We start from the raw sequence: 17,241 nt of genomic DNA on the forward strand, positions 1-17,241 counted from the left end.
ATCTCCTCTTTGATTTATTATTGGATATCTACAAGACTGTGTATCGTCATACGTTCTTTTTTGTAAATAACATAGTTGTTTTTTGCATTTTTATAGATGATTTCGGCAAGTTTCGGTAAGTCATATTTTCCTTTTACCCATACTCGATAAATTGGTCTACCCTTTTTAGTATTTTGTGTGGTTATTTCAGTTCGTAATTCCCAGGATTTAAAAACATTTAGTAACCCTTGGGCAAATAAATTACTTCCTGTTGTAATGTTCATGACATATCCGGTTTTTTGCACCCAGCCATCTCCGTCAATTACGCCCCTTATAAAAGATGGTAAATACTCATTTGGTACATTAGGAAATGGAACGGTTAAAGATTTGTTTTCATAAATGCCTATTTTTCTTAAATCATCAGCAATAAGTTTTGAGTTAATGATTAATGTATGTGTCTTCTTTGTAGGACCGTATCCTCCCAGCACGTAATCGGCATCCATTATTTCAGCTATTTGTTTAAGTATTCTTTCATCGTTTTGGGCAAATATTATTGCATTTTTTGCCATTGTTCCATCTGTTATAAATAGTCCTAACACCCAAGCCATATCGTCAGTCCAAGTTTTAAAGAATTTTTCGTTAACTTGATGTTTGCGGGGTTGCCCGGTACGATTAACTTGAACCTTATGTTTGTATAAAACGTTTCTAATTGCACGAGCGCTTAAACCAGATATCTTTTCCATTTCCTTATAAGGTGTACCATTTCTATACAACTGAATAAGATAATCATCTGTGATACCTGGATTTCTCGGCATTGTTCTTCTCTCCTTGGAATGATTGATTCTCTACTTTATTCCAATTATATCAATAACAATGATTACGAACAAGTGTTTCTGTAAATTTTTATAAAAATATTTGATTTTTTACAAAGTCTTATGTTATTATACTGTTAAATATTTTTTACCGTTTATTTTATTTTTACGGAGTGATTTTTATGAAACAGATGATGACTTTAACTACCTATGAACAATTACGGGCAATTAGTGATCCGTTGCGGACCAAAATTTTAATGAAACTTCTTGAAAAACCCTATACGGGTCAACAGTTATCTGAGCAATTTGATTTATCTCGAGCGAAAATACATTACCACTTAAAAGAACTTGAAAAGAATGGTTTAATTGAGATTGTCAAACGGGAAGAAAAAAATGGTATTATCCAAAAGTTTTACCAATCGGTTGCTAGAGGTTTTACTCCTTCCGTTGATCTACTTCCCCACTCTGAAGAAATTGGCGATGCGACCAGAACCATTCTTTATCAAATGTTGGCAGAAACGCAAAATCGTGTGTTATCAGCACCTGCTGAAGCGTTTCTTAATGCTCCTAATGAGGATCCCGCAGACTGGAATCATCTCGGTTCCATATGGGAAATACATGCAACAGAGGAGCAATTTAGAGATTTTATTAAAAACTTTTTTGCCCTTGTGAATCAATTCAAACAACAGGTCAATCAGCATAGTGATAGTAAGAAGAAACTCTATCATCTTTCTGCCTATGGATTTGAAGTGGAAACACCTATGTTTGAAGATCCTTTAGAAGTCGATGATTAATCTTTAACATTTATCGATTTCTTTTTTTTAGCAAACGGTTAAATTTATTTGACCGAATAAATTAAATATACTGTTAGGAGATTGCTATAAATGAAAAAATTATGGAAAAATAAGAGCTTTTTATTTCTCTTTCTCGGACGGCTTGTTACGAATATTGGATATAGGGATGAATTAAAGGAAGGATTTTCAATTGTCTTTCATTCATTGCTTTCTGTATTTTTATTAGGGTCAGTTGTTTGTAACTTTGCTATAGGCATTTCGATGGCCGTCCTTCCCTCATACAGTAACGATAAAGGTGGTGTGGAAATATATGGTTTTTTGTTAGCTGCTCAGTCGACAGGTGTTTTGATTGGAGCTCTTCTTTCTTCTAAGTTGGAACAATTTCGTGTAGGACTCTCTGCTATTGTTATGTTTGCCATTGGATTCACAAGTTGGTTTTTATCGGCAATCATTCCATCATCAATGCTTGCTATCTCCCTATACGGTTTAGCGTGGATTCCAATTGGCGCGATTAATGTTTTATTCGGTGCAATTAATCAATCCATCATACCAAACAGCATGTACGGAAGAATTAGTTCAGTTACATATAGTTTGAGTGCAATTGCTATGCCATTTGGTTCACTATTGGGTGGATATTTAGCGGAAATTTTTAATAGTTCAATTGTCTTTGCCTGCTCAAGTTGCGGATTTATCATGATTTCAATTGTTTGGTTACTCCATCCAAAGTTAAGAAAGTTACCAACCGTTAAAGAAATGAAGCCGGAAACATTCTTAATTACTGTAAATAAAATGAACAATACTAGTTTACCAATGAAATAATATTTAATAAAAATACCCCATTTATAAACAGGTCAATCATCAAAACTTTCATCCAATCATATGCTTAATTATATAATTTTTTATAGAAGAGAGGTTGGATGATGGTTGTTACACATTTTGTAGAATTAGGAAATCGGGCAATTGTTCTGAGTCAGCTTCGGAATCAATTACCTTCCGTTAATGAGCAAGTAAAAATTAAAGGAAGAAAAGGAAAAGTAGTTAATGTCTACACACTAGATGGAAGTATTCACCATGTTGAAGTTGAATTTGAACAAGTGCTAAAACCGAGTTTTTCAGCGTTAGAAAATAAAAAGAAAAAAAGATAAAGACAGAACCTACCCCATGAATCCCTTTTTTCAAACCCCAATGGTGATTGATGGGGCAGGTTCTAGGTTTTGCAGGTGTGCAATAGAACTACGAAATTTACCTTCTCTCGTTCTCCACCACTCAGCTCTCAACTCGTCGAGATTCCTTCATAAATCCTTCCTCCAATAGTATGTATGAAACCTTTGTAAATCACCTGCTTTTTAATATGAACTACTCTCCCCTGCTAAGGATGGATCAATCATATCTGTTACTGCACGATACAGATTTTCCGGATATTCAGCGATTCGATGGCACAAATATAAATACCACTCTTTCCCGTAAGTCAAGTATACTTTACAGTTGTACTCTTTGTTTTTTAATTCCTTTATCAAATCTGGACGTATTCCGAAGAGCATTTCGATTTCTACATTGGGATGATTCAAAAACTAACGTTGTTCCATTTCCTGTATTACATCTGCACAGTTATATCCTATGGAATGAAGACATCTTTGCTGCCATTAAATAAAAACCCAAGATTCATCTTTGTTACTCCTCCCCATCAGTTTCCTTTAGGAGGAACGTTACCCATTCAGTTTATTGTTCACCTCAAACAAATTTTACAATTGTATTATTTCATTTCTATACTACCAATGAAACTCTAAAATGAGCTAAGCTTCTTCCGGGTAATACAAATATTTTCGTAAAGTGACATCACGGTGTTTCAATGTTTCCCCCTTGAACCGAATCCAAATTTCATCATCTGCCATAACCCCGTGTGTTTTACGAACGATTGCCCAACGGTTATAGTTATTTAAGCCGAGTTTCGCCAATAGTTCTTTTGCATTCACTCTCGTACTCGGGAACACGCGCCATTTTAACCATCTTTCAAGTTCTTCTTTTGTAATATAACCTTCTGAATCAGGAGAAAATTGTTTATTAAATCCTTTTATGTAGTTGATAACATAAGGTTTATCACTTCCCTCGGGTTTTAAATCAACACTGGCAATCACTTCATCCATAAACATGACGTCAAATTTTGTGTAATCAATCATCTAATCACCTTCTTTAATCAATAATTAATCTTTGTAAAGATCTTTCCTGCAATTGAGATAGTACAACATCTTTCGCTCTATTAAGATGATAAGGTGCTTCTTCCAATTTTTGAACTAGTAAGTTACGTTTTATAAAAGGATCACCTTGATATAAAGCAGGTGTATTATTGTTAAAGACGTACGATTGGTTTTTGCCTAGTCATCCCCAATACTTGGTGCGACATTTGACATCGGTAATTGCTCCAATTCTTTTCCCCTTGGCATGCATCCACCTCCTTCTCCCCTATTGTTTACATTGGAGAAGGAAAAATCATAAAAACTGCTAATGAAACATGTTTTTCATAAATATTCTTAAGGATTATAAAAATCGTTTTCTCATTTCCGGTGAAGGGATTGTACAAGCTTCTTTTTTACCGAACCAATTGTAGCGGTTTTTTGCGATCAGTTGATAAACGAAATCTCGAAATGGTCTTGGAATAACAAGAAGCAGATATCCAAGTTTCCAAAAGCCGGATAAATTTTTACAAATACGAAGTGCTGCGGTTGACTTTATATAATAGTTGTTACCATCAAGGAGAACGAGACTATCCACATCTTTTGCCACATTGTATTGCGAAAGTAGCTGCTTTGCCAAATCACTTTGGAGAGAAGCAAACTTGAAATGTCCCTTTTTATCCCGCTTAATAATAAATTGGACGCTCCGATCACAAAACTGACAAACACCGTCAAAAAGAATTATTTTTGTCAATACGCTCGCCCTCTTTTAATTAGTCATTTATTTATCTTTCCTGTCTCCACTAAATTATATATTGGCCTTGCTATCCAATAAAAAACCTTGAATGGCTTTGATTAACAATGAGGATAAAATGGGATACCCCACCCTACTTTTCTTTTCCAAATACAGATATGACTTCATTTTTTAACTGAACGAAAATCCTTTCATTTGCTATTTTGTTTTCCAGTTTATGAACGACTTCCCGGTAATACCATGCCTGCTTTTCGCGTCCCCTCTTGAATCGGGTCCACACCTTCTCCCCTTCTCTTTCAAGTTCTCTCTTAATAGTTGTTAGATTATGCAGTTTGTCGGCACAAACGATGAGGCAAACATCTCTCGGCTCGGTAGCAAGATGATCGATTGTGGCCTGTTTTCTCTCTTCCCAACTTAAGCTTTTATCTTTCTCAGATGCACCGCGTACGATGTCGGCAATTCTTTCTCCAAAATCCTTTCTGATATCATCAAGCGTTAAATCAGTATCTTCCATGGTATCATGCAAAATTCCGGCGGCAACAACTTCCTCGGCATACCCGAATGTTAAAAGCAACACCCCAACAGTATATGGATGCGAGATATACGGAAGATTGGTCCCTTTCCGATATTGGTGATCATGGGCTTTTGCGGCAACTTCAATTGCTTTTTCAATGACAGACATGCTTAAACTTCCTCCAAAAAAAGAATAAGGAAATCAACAGTACTTTTAATTATTTATTTTCTCTTTTTTATATTGTTGATACGTAATTATTCCACAAGGGATACCAACTTGAAAAGCAGCCAGCAGACTCCAGTAGAAAAATCCCCACTGATGGGTAAAAAGCGAGATGATGAGAAAGACCATTGGAATAAATAGACAACTTTATAAAATCCCGAATATGCCCCATTTTATATTTTTACTCATAATGCCCCCTCCTGATTATCAGAATAGTCCTATAATAAAGTTTACCATAAAAACCAATTATTTTTAACCATATTTCAAAAGGATGTTTTTTATAAAAATGTAAATACTGTAATTAGTATCAATGATAGATGGAGGAAATTTCATGAGTTACTATTTACGGGATTCAGTTACTGTTCAAAAAGAGCAAGGCGAAGAAGTTGAATATTTTATTGAAGCGCTGTTTGATGTCGATGATGAAAGTTATGCGCTGATTCGAAATGATGATGAGACGCTGTTAATGAAAATTGAAGAAGAAAATGGAGAACAATTTCTTGTTGGTGTTGAAAAGCCGGATTTAAGTGAATCTATTTTGGATGCTTATCAAATAGCTGTTAAAGCGAATCCAGCTGATCAGCCGAAAGAATGAAAACGTTGAAATCATTTTAACGAGGAGGATTTAATGTGAAAAAATTGAATCAAAAAGAAGAGCCGACGATTGCACCGGGGATTGACAATGATGAGGAATTGGAACAAAAGGCGACAAAGGCTGAAAAAGAAAAGGGAGAGTACACGGAAGTAACTACCCTTACATTGGATGATTTTGATTGATCATCCAATAGTCATTATAGAAAAAAGCGCTACAACACGTAACGCTTTTTTTATCTTATTATCCTAATTCTTTATACATTTCCCTCAAAGTCCGTTTTAACAGTTTTCCACTTGGGTTTTTCGGCAATTCATCGGCAAATTCAATATATTTGGGTACTTTAAATTTTGATAAATGGTTTTTACAAAAATTCAGTATATCCCCTTTCGTTAAATTGGCCCCTTTCTTTGGAACGATAATGGCCATAACTGCTTCAATCCAATATGGATCGGGTATGCTAATAACCGCCACTTCGGATACCCCATCCAATTGATAAATAACTTCTTCCACTTCCCGGCTGGATACATTTATTCCACCTGTTTTAATCATATCTTTCTTGCGGTCAACAATGGTAATATAGCCCTCTTCATCCATTACCCCCAGGTCTCCGCTATGAAACCAACCATTCCGAAATGCTTCCTCTGTTTTCTCCGGGTCAAACAAATATCCTTTCATCGCATGTGGGGTACGGTGAACAATTTCCCCAATCACACCACGTGGGACCTCCACATCATTTTCATCTACAATTTTTGTTTGAACATGTAAAGACGGCTTCCCTGCTGAACCAAGTTTTCGCATTTGGTCTTCCGGTTTTAAAACTGTAGCGAGCGGGGCGACTTCGGTTTGACCGTAAAAATTAAAAAATCGGGCTTGCGGCAGACGCACAGACAGTTCTTTTAATACTTCCATCGGCATGATTGCTGCACCGTAATAACATTTTTCCAACGAAGATATATCCCGTTTATTAAAATCCGGATGGCGAAGTAACGAAATCCATACTGTTGGCGGACAAAATAATTGCGTTATTTTTTCCTTCTCTACCGTCTCTAAAATGACATCCGGCTTTGCGCTTTCAAGAATAATGCCACTCGACCCTAAATATATACTAGGTCCGAGAAAACAGTGAAGTTGAGCGCTGTGGTAAAGCGGTAAAGCATGAATACAGACATCATTTTCCGCCATCTCACCGCTGACAATACAACTCACATATTCACTGACAATGCTTTTATGGGTAAGCATCACCCCTTTTGGACGTGATTCGGTACCGCTTGTGTAAAGGACATGTGCCAAAGATTCATCATCAATATCGGCATCAATGAATTCAGTTGATTGGTCTTTTCTCTCAACTGCAAGTGATTTCCAGCTTTTCAATTCATCGGGAACGGATTTGTCTAACGGATAATCCATTAAATAACGGAACCGAATGGCTCGACTGCCTGCCGCAGTATCAAGCACAGCAGCAAATTCAACCGCAGACAAAAATCCGCATACACCGGCATGATTAATGACATACTTCACATCTTGAGAAGTAAGCATGTAATTCAGAGGAATCATCACCGCTCCAATTCTTGCTAGTGCGAAATTGACGATAACAAAGTCAAGGCTGTTTTTCGAAATAACGGCAATCATATCCCCTTTTTTCATTCCATCAGCAATAAACGCATGTGCCGTCTGATTAACGAGATCATCCAGTTCAGAATAGGTAAACCGCATTCCGTTGTAAGCGATTGCAAATTTATTCGGAACTCGCTCTCTTGTTCTTGTCAACAAATCCCCTAACGTATTTCTTCTTACCCGGTCGATCCTTTTCGATACTTCCACATTCATTTCTGTATTCATGCCCCTACCCCCTGTTTTATAAAATATTAAAAATTTATACGTTTATTTTAATAAAGAAAAATCGGGTTGGCAATGGCGGAGTTTGTCTATATTTGGCGAATAGAAAAAAGTATCCAATAAAAAGGAGCATATACCTTTTACTGGATACTCTTCATCTTTACACCATTACCTTACACATATCATTTGTGAATGCTACCGGGTCTTCAATCGGTAAATCTTCAATTAATAATGCTTGGTTATATAAAAGTTTCGTGTAGAGTTCAAGTTTTTCTTTATCGTTTCTAAAAGCGGCTTGCAAGGATTTGAACACATCATGATGGGTGTTAATTTCAAGTACCTTTTCAGCTGTCACTTTCTGTCCATTCGGGTTAGGCATAGCGTTTAATACTTTCTCCATTTCAATGGTAATCTCACCCTCGGTTGACAAGCAAACCGGATGCGTTTTTAATCGTTTGGATGCTTTTACTTTCTTAACCTTACCACCGAGGACACTTGCCATGTAATCAAACAGTTCCTTATATTCCTCTTCTTCTGCTTCCGTTTCTTTCTCTTTCTCCTCCGATTCAATACCGAGGTCGTTGTCGGATACAGATTTAAATTGTTTTTCTTTGTAATCCATGAGCATTTTGATGGCAAATTCGTCAATATCCTCGGTGAAATATAAAATTTCATAGCCTTTATCACGAACAAGTTCAGTTTGCGGTAATTTATCAATTCGGTCAATCGAATCACCTGTTGCATAATAAATATACTTTTGGTCTTCCGGCATACGTGATACATACTCATCTAATGTCACTAATTTTTTCTCTTTGGAAGAATAGAACAACAGCAAATCTTGTAATACATCTTTATTCGCGCCAAAATCGCTGTACACGCCAAACTTTAATTGACGGCCAAATGCTTCATAAAATTTTTCGTATTGTTCCCGCTCATTTTTCAACAAGTTTTCCAATTCTCGTTTAATTTTATTTTTAATATTTTTGGCAATCACTTTTAGTTGTCGGTCATGTTGCAACATCTCGCGGGAAATGTTCAGTGACAAGTCTTCCGAGTCGACCATCCCTTTGACAAAGCTGAAATAATCTGGGAGTAGATCGGCGCATTTATTCATGATGAGCACACCGTTCGAATACAATTCTAACCCTTTTTCATAATCCGGTGTGTAAAAATCATACGGTGCCCGTTCCGGAATATACAGAATCGCATTATAGCGTACAGTACCGTCAACACTAATATGAATATGTTTTAACGGCTTGTCGAAACCGTACCGTTTTTCGTTATAAAAATTCATGTAATCGTCATCAGACAACTCGCTTTTATTTTTCTTCCAAATCGGTACCATGCTGTTGATTGTTTCTTCTTCTTTATAATCAACATATTTATTACTGTCATCATCTTTCGGTTTTGAATGGGTGACTTCCATCTTAATCGGGTAGCGGATAAAATCGGAATATTTCTTAATAATTTCTTTTAAACGCCATTCATCTAAAAATTCATCATAAGATTCATCTTCCGTATTTTCTTTCAGTTTCAAAATCACTTCCGTACCGGTATCCGCTTTTTCCACCGGTTCAATGGTGTATCCGTCTGCACCACTTGATACCCATTTATATGCTTGGTCAGAACCTAACGCACGACTTATGACAGTCACAACATCAGCGACCATAAACGCGGCATAGAAACCAACTCCAAATTGACCGATAATATCAAAACCGTCTTTAATTTCATTTTCTTTTTTGAAAGCAAGGGAACCGCTTTTGGCAATCGTTCCGAGATTTTCTTCCAATTCTTCTTTCGTCATCCCAATCCCGGTGTCAATGACCGATAACGTTCGATCGTCTTTATTCGGCACAATTCTTATGTAGTAGTTATCTTTATCAAAGGAAAGGGAATCATCCGTCAATGCTTTGTAGTAGATTTTATCAATCGCATCACTTGCATTGGAAATCAATTCACGCAAGAAAACTTCCTTTTTTGTGTAAATGGAGTTAATCATCATTTCGAGAAGTCGCTTTGATTCTGCTTGGAACTGTTTTTTTTCCATCATCTTTCTCCTTTCAAATAAAATCTTTTCGTACTTATTTTAGCACTCTATTGTCCAAAGTGCTAATCGACATTTATGTAATATCATACAATCTAAGTTCTGTCAATTTCCTTTATTAGGTCATTTTTCTTTCCATTTAACAATTGAAATACAAAACCGTCTTTCTCCTTTTGCTTCCGGTTGATAAATTCGTTCAATATAGGAAACTTCATTGTTTGACATAAGCATGACGGTTGAACTTCGCGTGCCATAGTCATCGCTTTTAATAAAAAGTGGTGATAGCATTCGTTCCATCTCTATTGGAACACCGGTATTCGGTAATAGCTCGTCCGGAAAAGGGTCGGCTTTCATCAGTAACTTAAATAATTCGTCAGGGAGGTCGGTGACGTTCTTATTCAATAATTTTCGAAAATTGTCTCTGCCAACTTCCACCTTTGGCCATGGTGTATTCAACAAATGATTGCTTAGACCGTAAATTCCGGGCAACAACTCTCGAACGATCCCTTCTATATTGGAAAAATAATACAATTGATCTTTGTCACCGGCAATGAAATTAAAACCTGGAAATTGATTGGACTCTGCTTGTACGATTTTAAAAAAGTCGGGAATTTCCCTTTTAAAGGTGAGTGCATTTCGAACAAGTTCCCCGCGTGATTTTTTGCCAACAATATTTTCACTCGGATCCCGATAATTCGTTAAAGCGGCAAACCGTCCAAATTTTGTGACCCCCATCCAAGTGCCCATTTTTTCCAAATCCCGTCCGGCTAATATATTCGGTTCGTCATCCCAAAAGTGAACAGGTGCTGTCGGTCGTTGAAAAAATTCATCCCGATTTGCTGCCACGATTAATGGGTACTCCGGATGCATTTTATAAGCAAATAATATCAAACACATTTTCTTCCCCCACCTTCTCTACCAAAATCACATCTATTAATGTGTTAAATTTTTTTCTTTGTAATTAAATCTTTACATATTTTAAAATGAATATAAAGCCAAATTTTGTTTTTTTGAACTTTGCCGGCAGAAGGCGTACTATATTTATAGGGAAACGTATTTAAAATGAAAGAAGGAGAGGAAATGACATGTTAGAAGATTGGTTAAAATCATCTCGTCATACGGTTGTCTTTACCGGAGCAGGGATGTCAACTGAAAGCGGGTTACCGGATTTTCGTTCAAGCAATAACGGACTTTGGAGAAAAAAAGATCCAAGTCAAATTGCCAGTACGAAAGCCTTGAATGAAAATGTCAAAGAATTTATTGAGTTTTATCGAGAACGCGTATTAGGTGTAAAAGAATTTGGCCCTCATCAAGGACATTATATATTAGCCAAATGGGAACAAGAGGGGATTATTCGCTCCATCATCACCCAAAACGTTGACGGTTTTCATCAAGAAGCGGGCAGCACTCGTGTGGCCGAATTACATGGAACACTTCAAAAACTGCACTGTCAGAAATGTGGAAAAGAATATAGCAGTGAAAACTATGTAAACAAAGATTATTATTGTGAATGTGGCGGCGTGTTACGTCCAAATATCGTATTATTTGGTGAAGTATTGCCGCAAGATGCTTTTCAACTTGCTATGGAGGAAACAGAGAAAGCAGACTTGTTTATCGTTTTAGGTTCTTCTTTATCCGTTACGCCAGCCAACCAATTTCCTTTAATTGCCAAAGGGAGTGGTGCGAAATTAGTAATTGTGAACATGGAACCTACCCCATTTGATAAGTTTGCCGATCAAGTGATTCATGATAAAAAGATCGGGGAATTACTTACAGAACTTGATCAAAAGATACAATAATCATTCTCTTGTTTCAAAATTACATTTTGGTTCAATCAGTAAGGATTTTTCCATCCCACTGATTGAACGCTCGACTTGTCTCTTTTTGAAATTAGTAAAATTTTGCTTTCTAAACGCATCCGTGATAACTGAATAGACGAAATCAATATAAACATTATAAGAACCGAATTACCTTCTTAAAAGCTTCAAATAACTTCGCAAAAATCGAATCCATTTTTTTCGTTCACGGAAATAACTTTGAAATAACTGCAGAAACGCTAAGTACTTTCCTTTATATGGATACCATTGAATTTCTTTATTCAGCTTGCCTCTGTCTAAAATAATGGCTTTTTCGTGGCAAAAAATCCTTAATCCTTCTTCACTGTGGTAACGACCTATACCGCTATCTTTTGTTCCGCCAAACGGTAAATAATGATTAGCTACGGAGACTAATACCTCGTTTATCGTTACAGCTCCTGACACGAGTCGACTGGCTACCCGCCTTGCTTTTTTTAAATCAGATGTCCAAACGCTGGCATTTAATCCGTAATTGGACTCATTAGCCAGCTTAATTACCTCTTCTTCCGTTTTAAAGGGGATGATCGGCATCACCGGGCCAAACGTTTCTTCACAAACGACTTCCATATCTTGGTTAAGATTGGCTAAGATTACCGGCTGAATAAACATGGAATCATCCCATTTATCGGGTGGTGTGCCCGAAACTAACACAGCTCCTTTCTCCAATGCATCCTTTACATGTTGTTTCACAATTTCTTTTTGCTTTGGAAAAGTCATCGACCCGATGTCACTGTCTTTATCGGTACCTTGAATAAGTTTTTCCGTTTCTATCTTTACCATATTTAAAAAATCATCGTATATCGATTCCTCTACATAAATTCGTTCCGCACTCATACATACTTGCCCGGAATTCGTAAAAGCACCCCATACCGCACCTTTTGCCGCCCGTTTCAAATTTGCATCTTTAAATACAATGAGCGGATCTTTCCCGCCAAGCTCTAATGTAGTCGGAATTAATTTTTTGGCGGCAACCTCTTGAATGATTTTTCCTGTACGAACCGAACCGGTAAAAAAAATGTAATCAGGATTTCCTGCAGTCAATGCAGCACCAACCTCTTTTCCGCCATGTGCAACTTGGATAACATCTTTTGGAAAACCGGCTTTTTGAAAAATTTCTTCAATATATTTACCGACTAATGGAGTGACTTCGGAAGGTTTTAAAATAACCGTATTTCCTCCCGCCAGCGCACTGATGACCGGAACAACAGCAAGCTGAAGCGGGTAATTCCATGGCGATATCACCAGAACAACCCCTCTTGGCATATATTCGACATATGATTTTTTGCCGATTAATAAAAGCGGTGTTTTTACTCTTTTAGGAGACAATATTTTTTCAGCATGTTTCACAATTGTAGTAATCGCATCCAATGTCGGCATGATGTCTGCTACCATTGCTTCGGTTGGAACTTTCCCTGTATCTTGGACAATTACTTGGGCAAGCCGGTCCATGTTCTCCACCATAACCGACTTCAATTTTTTCAAATAGATGAGTCGTTCCGAAATGGCAAGTGTGCTCCATTTTTCAAAAGCGGTACGCGCTTGATGATAATACAGCTCCACTTCCTCGATTTTTGTCTCCTCAATATCTTCCATATATTCACCGGTTGCCGGATTAACAGCTTGCAATAGGGTCATCATTCCCATACCTTTCAATTAAATAATTTAAAATAAAACTAGAACCGTTTCTATTATCTTATAACAATATGATACTGATCATTATCCTTATTTTCTAAATAAAACCGGATCATGGACGGCATTTGATCTTTTAAATCCGGGCAAGATATAGAAGCTTCCCGCAAATCCCTTTGTGCATTTGTGCAATCAAATTTACCCATCCATGTGAGATAATCCAAAGTTTCTTTTTCAATCCGTAACGCCTTTCGTATCGATGCAAAAGAAAGCAAAAATCTTGGAATAAATAATGGTATTTTCCCTCTGGGGCGTTTTCCAAGTAATTCTTTTAACATCATTTCATATAAAACCGGAACTTTGTAAGGTTTCGGATCAGTTAAATGATAAGTTTTCCCCTCACCGATATCGGCATGGCTTAAGTAAAGGACTGCTTCCACAATAAAATCAACCGGAACTAAATTAATTTCCGCTTCCGGATTTCCCATTTTTGGAAAAAGGGGGGTATTTCGCAAGCGGTCCATCATATTTAAGAACAGATAAGGCCCGTCAAATTTCACCGTTTCTCCCGTTTTTGAATGCCCTTTGACAATTCCCGGCCGGATAATCGTTACCGGAACTTGCTTTTTTAATGCATGGACTAATAATTCTGCTTCATATTTTGTTTCTTCATAATAATTTTTAAAACCGGGTGGACGGATCAATTCGTCTTCCTTTAGTATACCTGTTCTTGTCCCTGTAATATAGGCCGTACTGAAATAGGTATATCGTTTTAATTTTTGAAGTTTCTGTACCCATTCATTGACATTTCTCGTCCCGTCTACGTTGACCCGATAAGCAATATCCCTTGGTACCGCCAAATCGTAAATAGCAGCGAGATGAAATACATGGGTTACAGATGTCTCAAGCTCTCTATTTATTTTTTCGTTAATTCCTAAATGAACTTTCGTAATATCGCCTTCTATAATCGATATTTTACCATCCGGGAGCGAATATTGTTCATTGAATTGATTGATTCTCACTTTTGCTTGATGTTTCATAGTCGGAAGAACGAGCACATATATTTTTTCAACATTATCATATTTCGTTAAAATCCCGTGAATTAATTGATTAGCAATAAAACCCGGAAAACCGGTAAAAAAATAAACCTGACTCACCCTTTCACCTCCATAGCCATATTTTTCATCCCATTAAGCGGTAAATACTTTTACATTTTTCTTATCTTTATCTTCTTCATCGTAAGCCTTTTCGATTGCATCCCGATACTTGTTTTCAACCACTTTATATCGGACGGATAGCTTCGGTGTAATTTCACCGCTCTCAACAGTCCATTCATCTTCCACGATAATGATCCGCTTTGGTTTTTCATATTCGGCAAATTGTTGAATCGCTTGTTCTACTTCACTTATTAATAAATGTTGTACCTTTTCATCACGGACAATTTCATTATAAAACTTTCCCTGAATGCCATGTCGCTCCATCCATGGGATTAACTGTTCATAATCAGGTTTTATTAAAGCCACCACAAATTTTCGCTTGTCACCTACAACTAAAGCATATTCGATAAAAGCACTTTCACAAATGGCATTTTCAATTGGCTGTGGAGCGACGTTTTTACCGGTTGATAAAACAAGAATTCTCTTTTTCCGATCAACAATTTTCAAATAACCATCTTCATCCCATTCTCCGAGATCTCCGGTTTTAAACCAATCACCATCAAAGGCTTCTTTTGTTGCTTCTTCATTTTTATAATAACCTTTCATTACACTCGGACCACGAACGAATATTTCCCCGTCATCAGCCATTTTGACTTCGAGGTTAGGTAGAACTTTCCCTACAGTTCCGATTTTAGCCCTAACCATTGGATTGGTTGCTACAACAGGTGCCGTTTCCGATAATCCGTATCCTTCTAAAATAGGGAGATCAATGGCCCAAAAAAAGTTTGCAATATCCCTATTTAGCGAGCCACCGCCTGAGACCAGTCCCCGAAGATTGCCCCCAAGTTGTTTTTTCACCTTTTGAAAAACTAAACGATCGGCAATTTTCCATTTTCTTTTTAACGACTTTGGCATGGTATCGCCTAAAATCAATTCATCGACACGAGCTTTTAGATAAAGTTCATACCTTTCTATTCCCACATTCACTGCCCAATTGAACACTTTTTTCTTAATGGCACTACCTTGTTCGATTTCTTCCATTACCCTTGCATACACTTTCTCAAAAAAACGGGGAACACTGGTCATGACGGTAGGTTGAATTTCCTTTAAATTTTCCGGCAAAGTATCAATACTCTCTGCATAAGCAATTGTTGCCCCGACGGAAAGCAAAGTATAATGTCCTGCCATTCTTTCAAAAACATGAGAAAGAGGTAGGTAGGAAAGTGCTAGATCATCCGGTGTAATTTCAATTAACCAAAACTGAACGGTCTCAATATTCGCCAAAAAATTACCATGAGTAAGCATGACACCGTTTGGTTTTCCGCTTGTACCGGATGTATGAATAATTGTCACCAACTGATCACGATCAATATTGCGCCATCTTTCCTCCCAATCATTTAAAGAATTCCTTTTCCCAATTTCTTCTAATTGAGCAAAACTGATTTCATTATCCGTTGATCTATAATCATCATTCGGGTACATGGTGATAATATAATCAATCGTATCTACCCGACTATCAATAATTTTCTTTCTTTGTATTTCATTTTCAACGACAACCGCACGCACATCCGCATTTTCAAGAATATAACGAACTTGGTGAGTCGGCAAAGTCGGATAAATCGGTACACTCACTGCATTTAAACTTGCCAAGGCAAAGTCTGTGATTCCCCACATCGGATTACTGTTCGAAATAATGGCTACTTTATCTTGCTCTTGGATACCTAAATGATGAAGACCCGATGCAACATGGATAATTTTTTGCCAAAAGGTACGATAGGTCATTTTTTGGTAAATCCCATCTTCTTTCCAAATAAAGGCGGTCTTATTAGGATATTTGTCAATGGTTCGATCCAACATTTCCACAAGATTTTCCGGTTTCATCCGATTCCCCCTTTCAAGAAACAAATAAATTTAAACTTCTGTCGTCCATTCTTGATCTAATTGAACTGCATCAGCATATTTACGCGCCCGATCAACCTGGTTTTTCCGAATTTCAAACTGCCTTTTTGCATATTCCCTCATGATATTTGAATCAAAATCAAATCTTGTTCGTACCCAATCTTGGGCAACTTGGATATCATATAATGTTGTTAAGTATTCAATGACACCGTATGCATCCGGCCATAATTCATCCATATAATCAATGAAAATTTTATAGTTTTTCTCATTCCCGGCGACATGTCTTTGGATAGTATAAATTCCGAAACGAAGATGCCGACCTTCATCCTGGTTCAAATAATCAATCCCTTGTAAAATGCCCGGTAACATCCCTGCTTTTTTAAATATTTGGCGAAAAGAGTAATAACCGGTTTCTGCCAAAATCCCTTCAACAATCATATTGTAAACGGTTGCAGCCTTAATGATAGCTTCCGGTGAATCATCGGTATTGAGTCGTTCCATTTTTTCCGGTAATTCTTCATAAAAAATTCGCTTATAACTGTCGCCATGGAAAGAGGTAAGATCAATATTTTGAATCCCAATTTCTTTTTGCCATCTGGAAAATAATTCCGTATGTTTCGCTTCATCAAACATGAAAGTCGACAAAAACATTGTATCTTCCAATCTTCCTTGCCTTGCCATCAGCTGTACCATTGGCAAGATATCTAATGTGACAGCTTCTTCACCGCCGGCAAATGAGGCAACCAGCGGTAAAATCGTTATTCTTTCATCATCGGTCATATTTTCATAATCAATTTTATCCTGTGTAAAATCAATTTCGGCCGGGTCCCATTTCCCGTTTTTCTTCGCTTTTTCCCACAATTTATACATCGGTGATTCCCAATTCAATTGGCTGTCAACAGTTTGAAAACTCTCATGAACCATACAAATACCTCCTTGAAAAATTTGTCAAATTTAGCCGGCACAAACAGTTACTAAA

The 17,241-nt window shown here is 37.1% G+C and carries 17 protein-coding genes and 2 pseudogenes; 7 read left to right on the plus strand and 12 right to left on the minus strand.

Annotation, left to right across the window (positions count from 1 at the left end; genetic code table 11):
* Nucleotides 1–17 precede the first annotated feature (17 nt).
* The gene (locus LIZ98_RS00510) at nt 18–794 is read right to left on the minus strand and encodes an LAGLIDADG family homing endonuclease (protein ID WP_041901924.1); all 777 of its coding nucleotides are present in this window, start codon (nt 792–794) and stop codon (nt 18–20) included.
* 179 nt (nt 795–973) lie between these two features.
* Between LIZ98_RS00510 and LIZ98_RS00515 the strand changes: the two genes are divergently transcribed.
* The 3 genes from LIZ98_RS00515 to LIZ98_RS00525 all read left to right on the plus strand — a co-directional run bounded on the left by LIZ98_RS00515 (nt 974) and on the right by LIZ98_RS00525 (nt 2,730).
* On the plus strand, nt 974–1,585 hold the full coding sequence (locus LIZ98_RS00515; protein ID WP_108898029.1) for a winged helix-turn-helix domain-containing protein: 612 nt from the start codon (nt 974–976) through the stop codon (nt 1,583–1,585).
* A gap of 90 nt (nt 1,586–1,675) precedes the next feature.
* Nucleotides 1,676–2,404 (plus strand): MFS transporter, encoded by a 729-nt coding sequence (locus LIZ98_RS00520; RefSeq protein ID WP_108898030.1) that lies wholly within the window; start codon nt 1,676–1,678, stop codon nt 2,402–2,404.
* A gap of 101 nt (nt 2,405–2,505) precedes the next feature.
* Nucleotides 2,506–2,730: a hypothetical protein gene (locus tag LIZ98_RS00525; protein WP_034770111.1), complete on the plus strand. Its 225-nt coding sequence runs from the start codon at nt 2,506–2,508 to the stop codon at nt 2,728–2,730.
* Between the two features lie 201 nt (nt 2,731–2,931).
* On the opposite strand, the pseudogene LIZ98_RS00530 reads toward LIZ98_RS00525, so the two are convergent.
* Nucleotides 2,932–3,183: pseudogene (locus LIZ98_RS00530) on the minus strand (proline dehydrogenase family protein); the annotation flags it as partial.
* Between LIZ98_RS00530 and LIZ98_RS00535 the strand changes: the two are divergent.
* Nucleotides 3,175–3,318 (plus strand): annotated as a pseudogene (locus LIZ98_RS00535) (MocR-like pyridoxine biosynthesis transcription factor PdxR); the annotation flags it as partial. The pseudogenes LIZ98_RS00530 and LIZ98_RS00535 overlap by 9 nt on opposite strands.
* Nucleotides 3,319–3,378: 60 nt before the next feature.
* On the opposite strand, the gene LIZ98_RS00540 reads toward LIZ98_RS00535, so the two are convergent.
* From LIZ98_RS00540 to LIZ98_RS00550, 3 genes are all read right to left on the minus strand, one after another.
* Nucleotides 3,379–3,762 (minus strand): hypothetical protein, encoded by a 384-nt coding sequence (locus tag LIZ98_RS00540; RefSeq protein ID WP_034770093.1) that lies wholly within the window; start codon nt 3,760–3,762, stop codon nt 3,379–3,381.
* A gap of 358 nt (nt 3,763–4,120) precedes the next feature.
* On the minus strand, nt 4,121–4,510 hold the full coding sequence (locus LIZ98_RS00545) for a thiol-disulfide oxidoreductase DCC family protein (RefSeq protein WP_095141255.1): 390 nt from the start codon (nt 4,508–4,510) through the stop codon (nt 4,121–4,123).
* A 133-nt stretch (nt 4,511–4,643) separates the two neighbouring features.
* The gene (locus LIZ98_RS00550; RefSeq protein ID WP_227138621.1) at nt 4,644–5,192 is read right to left on the minus strand and encodes an HD domain-containing protein; all 549 of its coding nucleotides are present in this window, start codon (nt 5,190–5,192) and stop codon (nt 4,644–4,646) included.
* A 385-nt stretch (nt 5,193–5,577) separates the two neighbouring features.
* Between LIZ98_RS00550 and LIZ98_RS00555 the strand changes: the two genes are divergently transcribed.
* Complete coding sequence (locus LIZ98_RS00555) at nt 5,578–5,841, plus strand: DUF1292 domain-containing protein (protein ID WP_227091332.1); 264 nt, start codon at nt 5,578–5,580, stop codon at nt 5,839–5,841.
* A gap of 35 nt (nt 5,842–5,876) precedes the next feature.
* Nucleotides 5,877–6,023 (plus strand): hypothetical protein, encoded by a 147-nt coding sequence (locus tag LIZ98_RS00560; RefSeq protein ID WP_162835736.1) that lies wholly within the window; start codon nt 5,877–5,879, stop codon nt 6,021–6,023.
* A gap of 58 nt (nt 6,024–6,081) precedes the next feature.
* Here LIZ98_RS00560 and LIZ98_RS00565 read toward each other — a convergent pair whose 3' ends face one another.
* The 3 genes from LIZ98_RS00565 to LIZ98_RS00575 form a co-directional block, all read right to left on the minus strand.
* Entirely contained in the window at nt 6,082–7,680 is a 1,599-nt protein-coding gene (locus LIZ98_RS00565; RefSeq protein ID WP_227138620.1) for an acyl-CoA synthetase, read from the minus strand.
* Between the two features lie 157 nt (nt 7,681–7,837).
* Nucleotides 7,838–9,724: a molecular chaperone HtpG gene (htpG, locus tag LIZ98_RS00570; RefSeq protein WP_227138619.1), complete on the minus strand. Its 1,887-nt coding sequence runs from the start codon at nt 9,722–9,724 to the stop codon at nt 7,838–7,840.
* 120 nt (nt 9,725–9,844) lie between these two features.
* Nucleotides 9,845–10,618 carry an NRDE family protein gene (locus tag LIZ98_RS00575; RefSeq protein WP_227138618.1) on the minus strand — a complete coding sequence of 258 codons (774 nt, stop codon included), beginning with the start codon at nt 10,616–10,618 and terminating at the stop codon, nt 9,845–9,847.
* Between the two features lie 188 nt (nt 10,619–10,806).
* On the opposite strand from LIZ98_RS00575, the gene LIZ98_RS00580 reads away from it, so the two are divergent.
* Nucleotides 10,807–11,520 carry an NAD-dependent protein deacylase gene (locus LIZ98_RS00580; RefSeq protein ID WP_041845149.1) on the plus strand — a complete coding sequence of 238 codons (714 nt, stop codon included), beginning with the start codon at nt 10,807–10,809 and terminating at the stop codon, nt 11,518–11,520.
* 168 nt (nt 11,521–11,688) lie between these two features.
* Here LIZ98_RS00580 and LIZ98_RS00585 read toward each other — a convergent pair whose 3' ends face one another.
* From LIZ98_RS00585 to LIZ98_RS00600, 4 genes are read right to left on the minus strand one after another with little or no spacing between them, the layout of a single operon-like run.
* Nucleotides 11,689–13,215: an aldehyde dehydrogenase family protein gene (locus LIZ98_RS00585; RefSeq protein WP_309240435.1), complete on the minus strand. Its 1,527-nt coding sequence runs from the start codon at nt 13,213–13,215 to the stop codon at nt 11,689–11,691.
* A 50-nt stretch (nt 13,216–13,265) separates the two neighbouring features.
* On the minus strand, nt 13,266–14,363 hold the full coding sequence (locus tag LIZ98_RS00590; protein WP_227138617.1) for an SDR family oxidoreductase: 1,098 nt from the start codon (nt 14,361–14,363) through the stop codon (nt 13,266–13,268).
* A 33-nt stretch (nt 14,364–14,396) separates the two neighbouring features.
* Nucleotides 14,397–16,244 (minus strand): AMP-dependent synthetase/ligase, encoded by a 1,848-nt coding sequence (locus tag LIZ98_RS00595; RefSeq protein ID WP_227138616.1) that lies wholly within the window; start codon nt 16,242–16,244, stop codon nt 14,397–14,399.
* A 30-nt stretch (nt 16,245–16,274) separates the two neighbouring features.
* Nucleotides 16,275–17,186 (minus strand): R2-like ligand-binding oxidase, encoded by a 912-nt coding sequence (locus LIZ98_RS00600; RefSeq protein WP_216405240.1) that lies wholly within the window; start codon nt 17,184–17,186, stop codon nt 16,275–16,277.
* Nucleotides 17,187–17,241: the final 55 nt, after the last annotated feature.

Origin of the sequence: Caldibacillus sp. 210928-DFI.2.18 (genome assembly GCF_020554505.1) — a bacterium.
Taxonomy (GTDB): Bacteria; Bacillota; Bacilli; order Bacillales; family Caldibacillaceae; genus Caldifermentibacillus; species Caldifermentibacillus hisashii.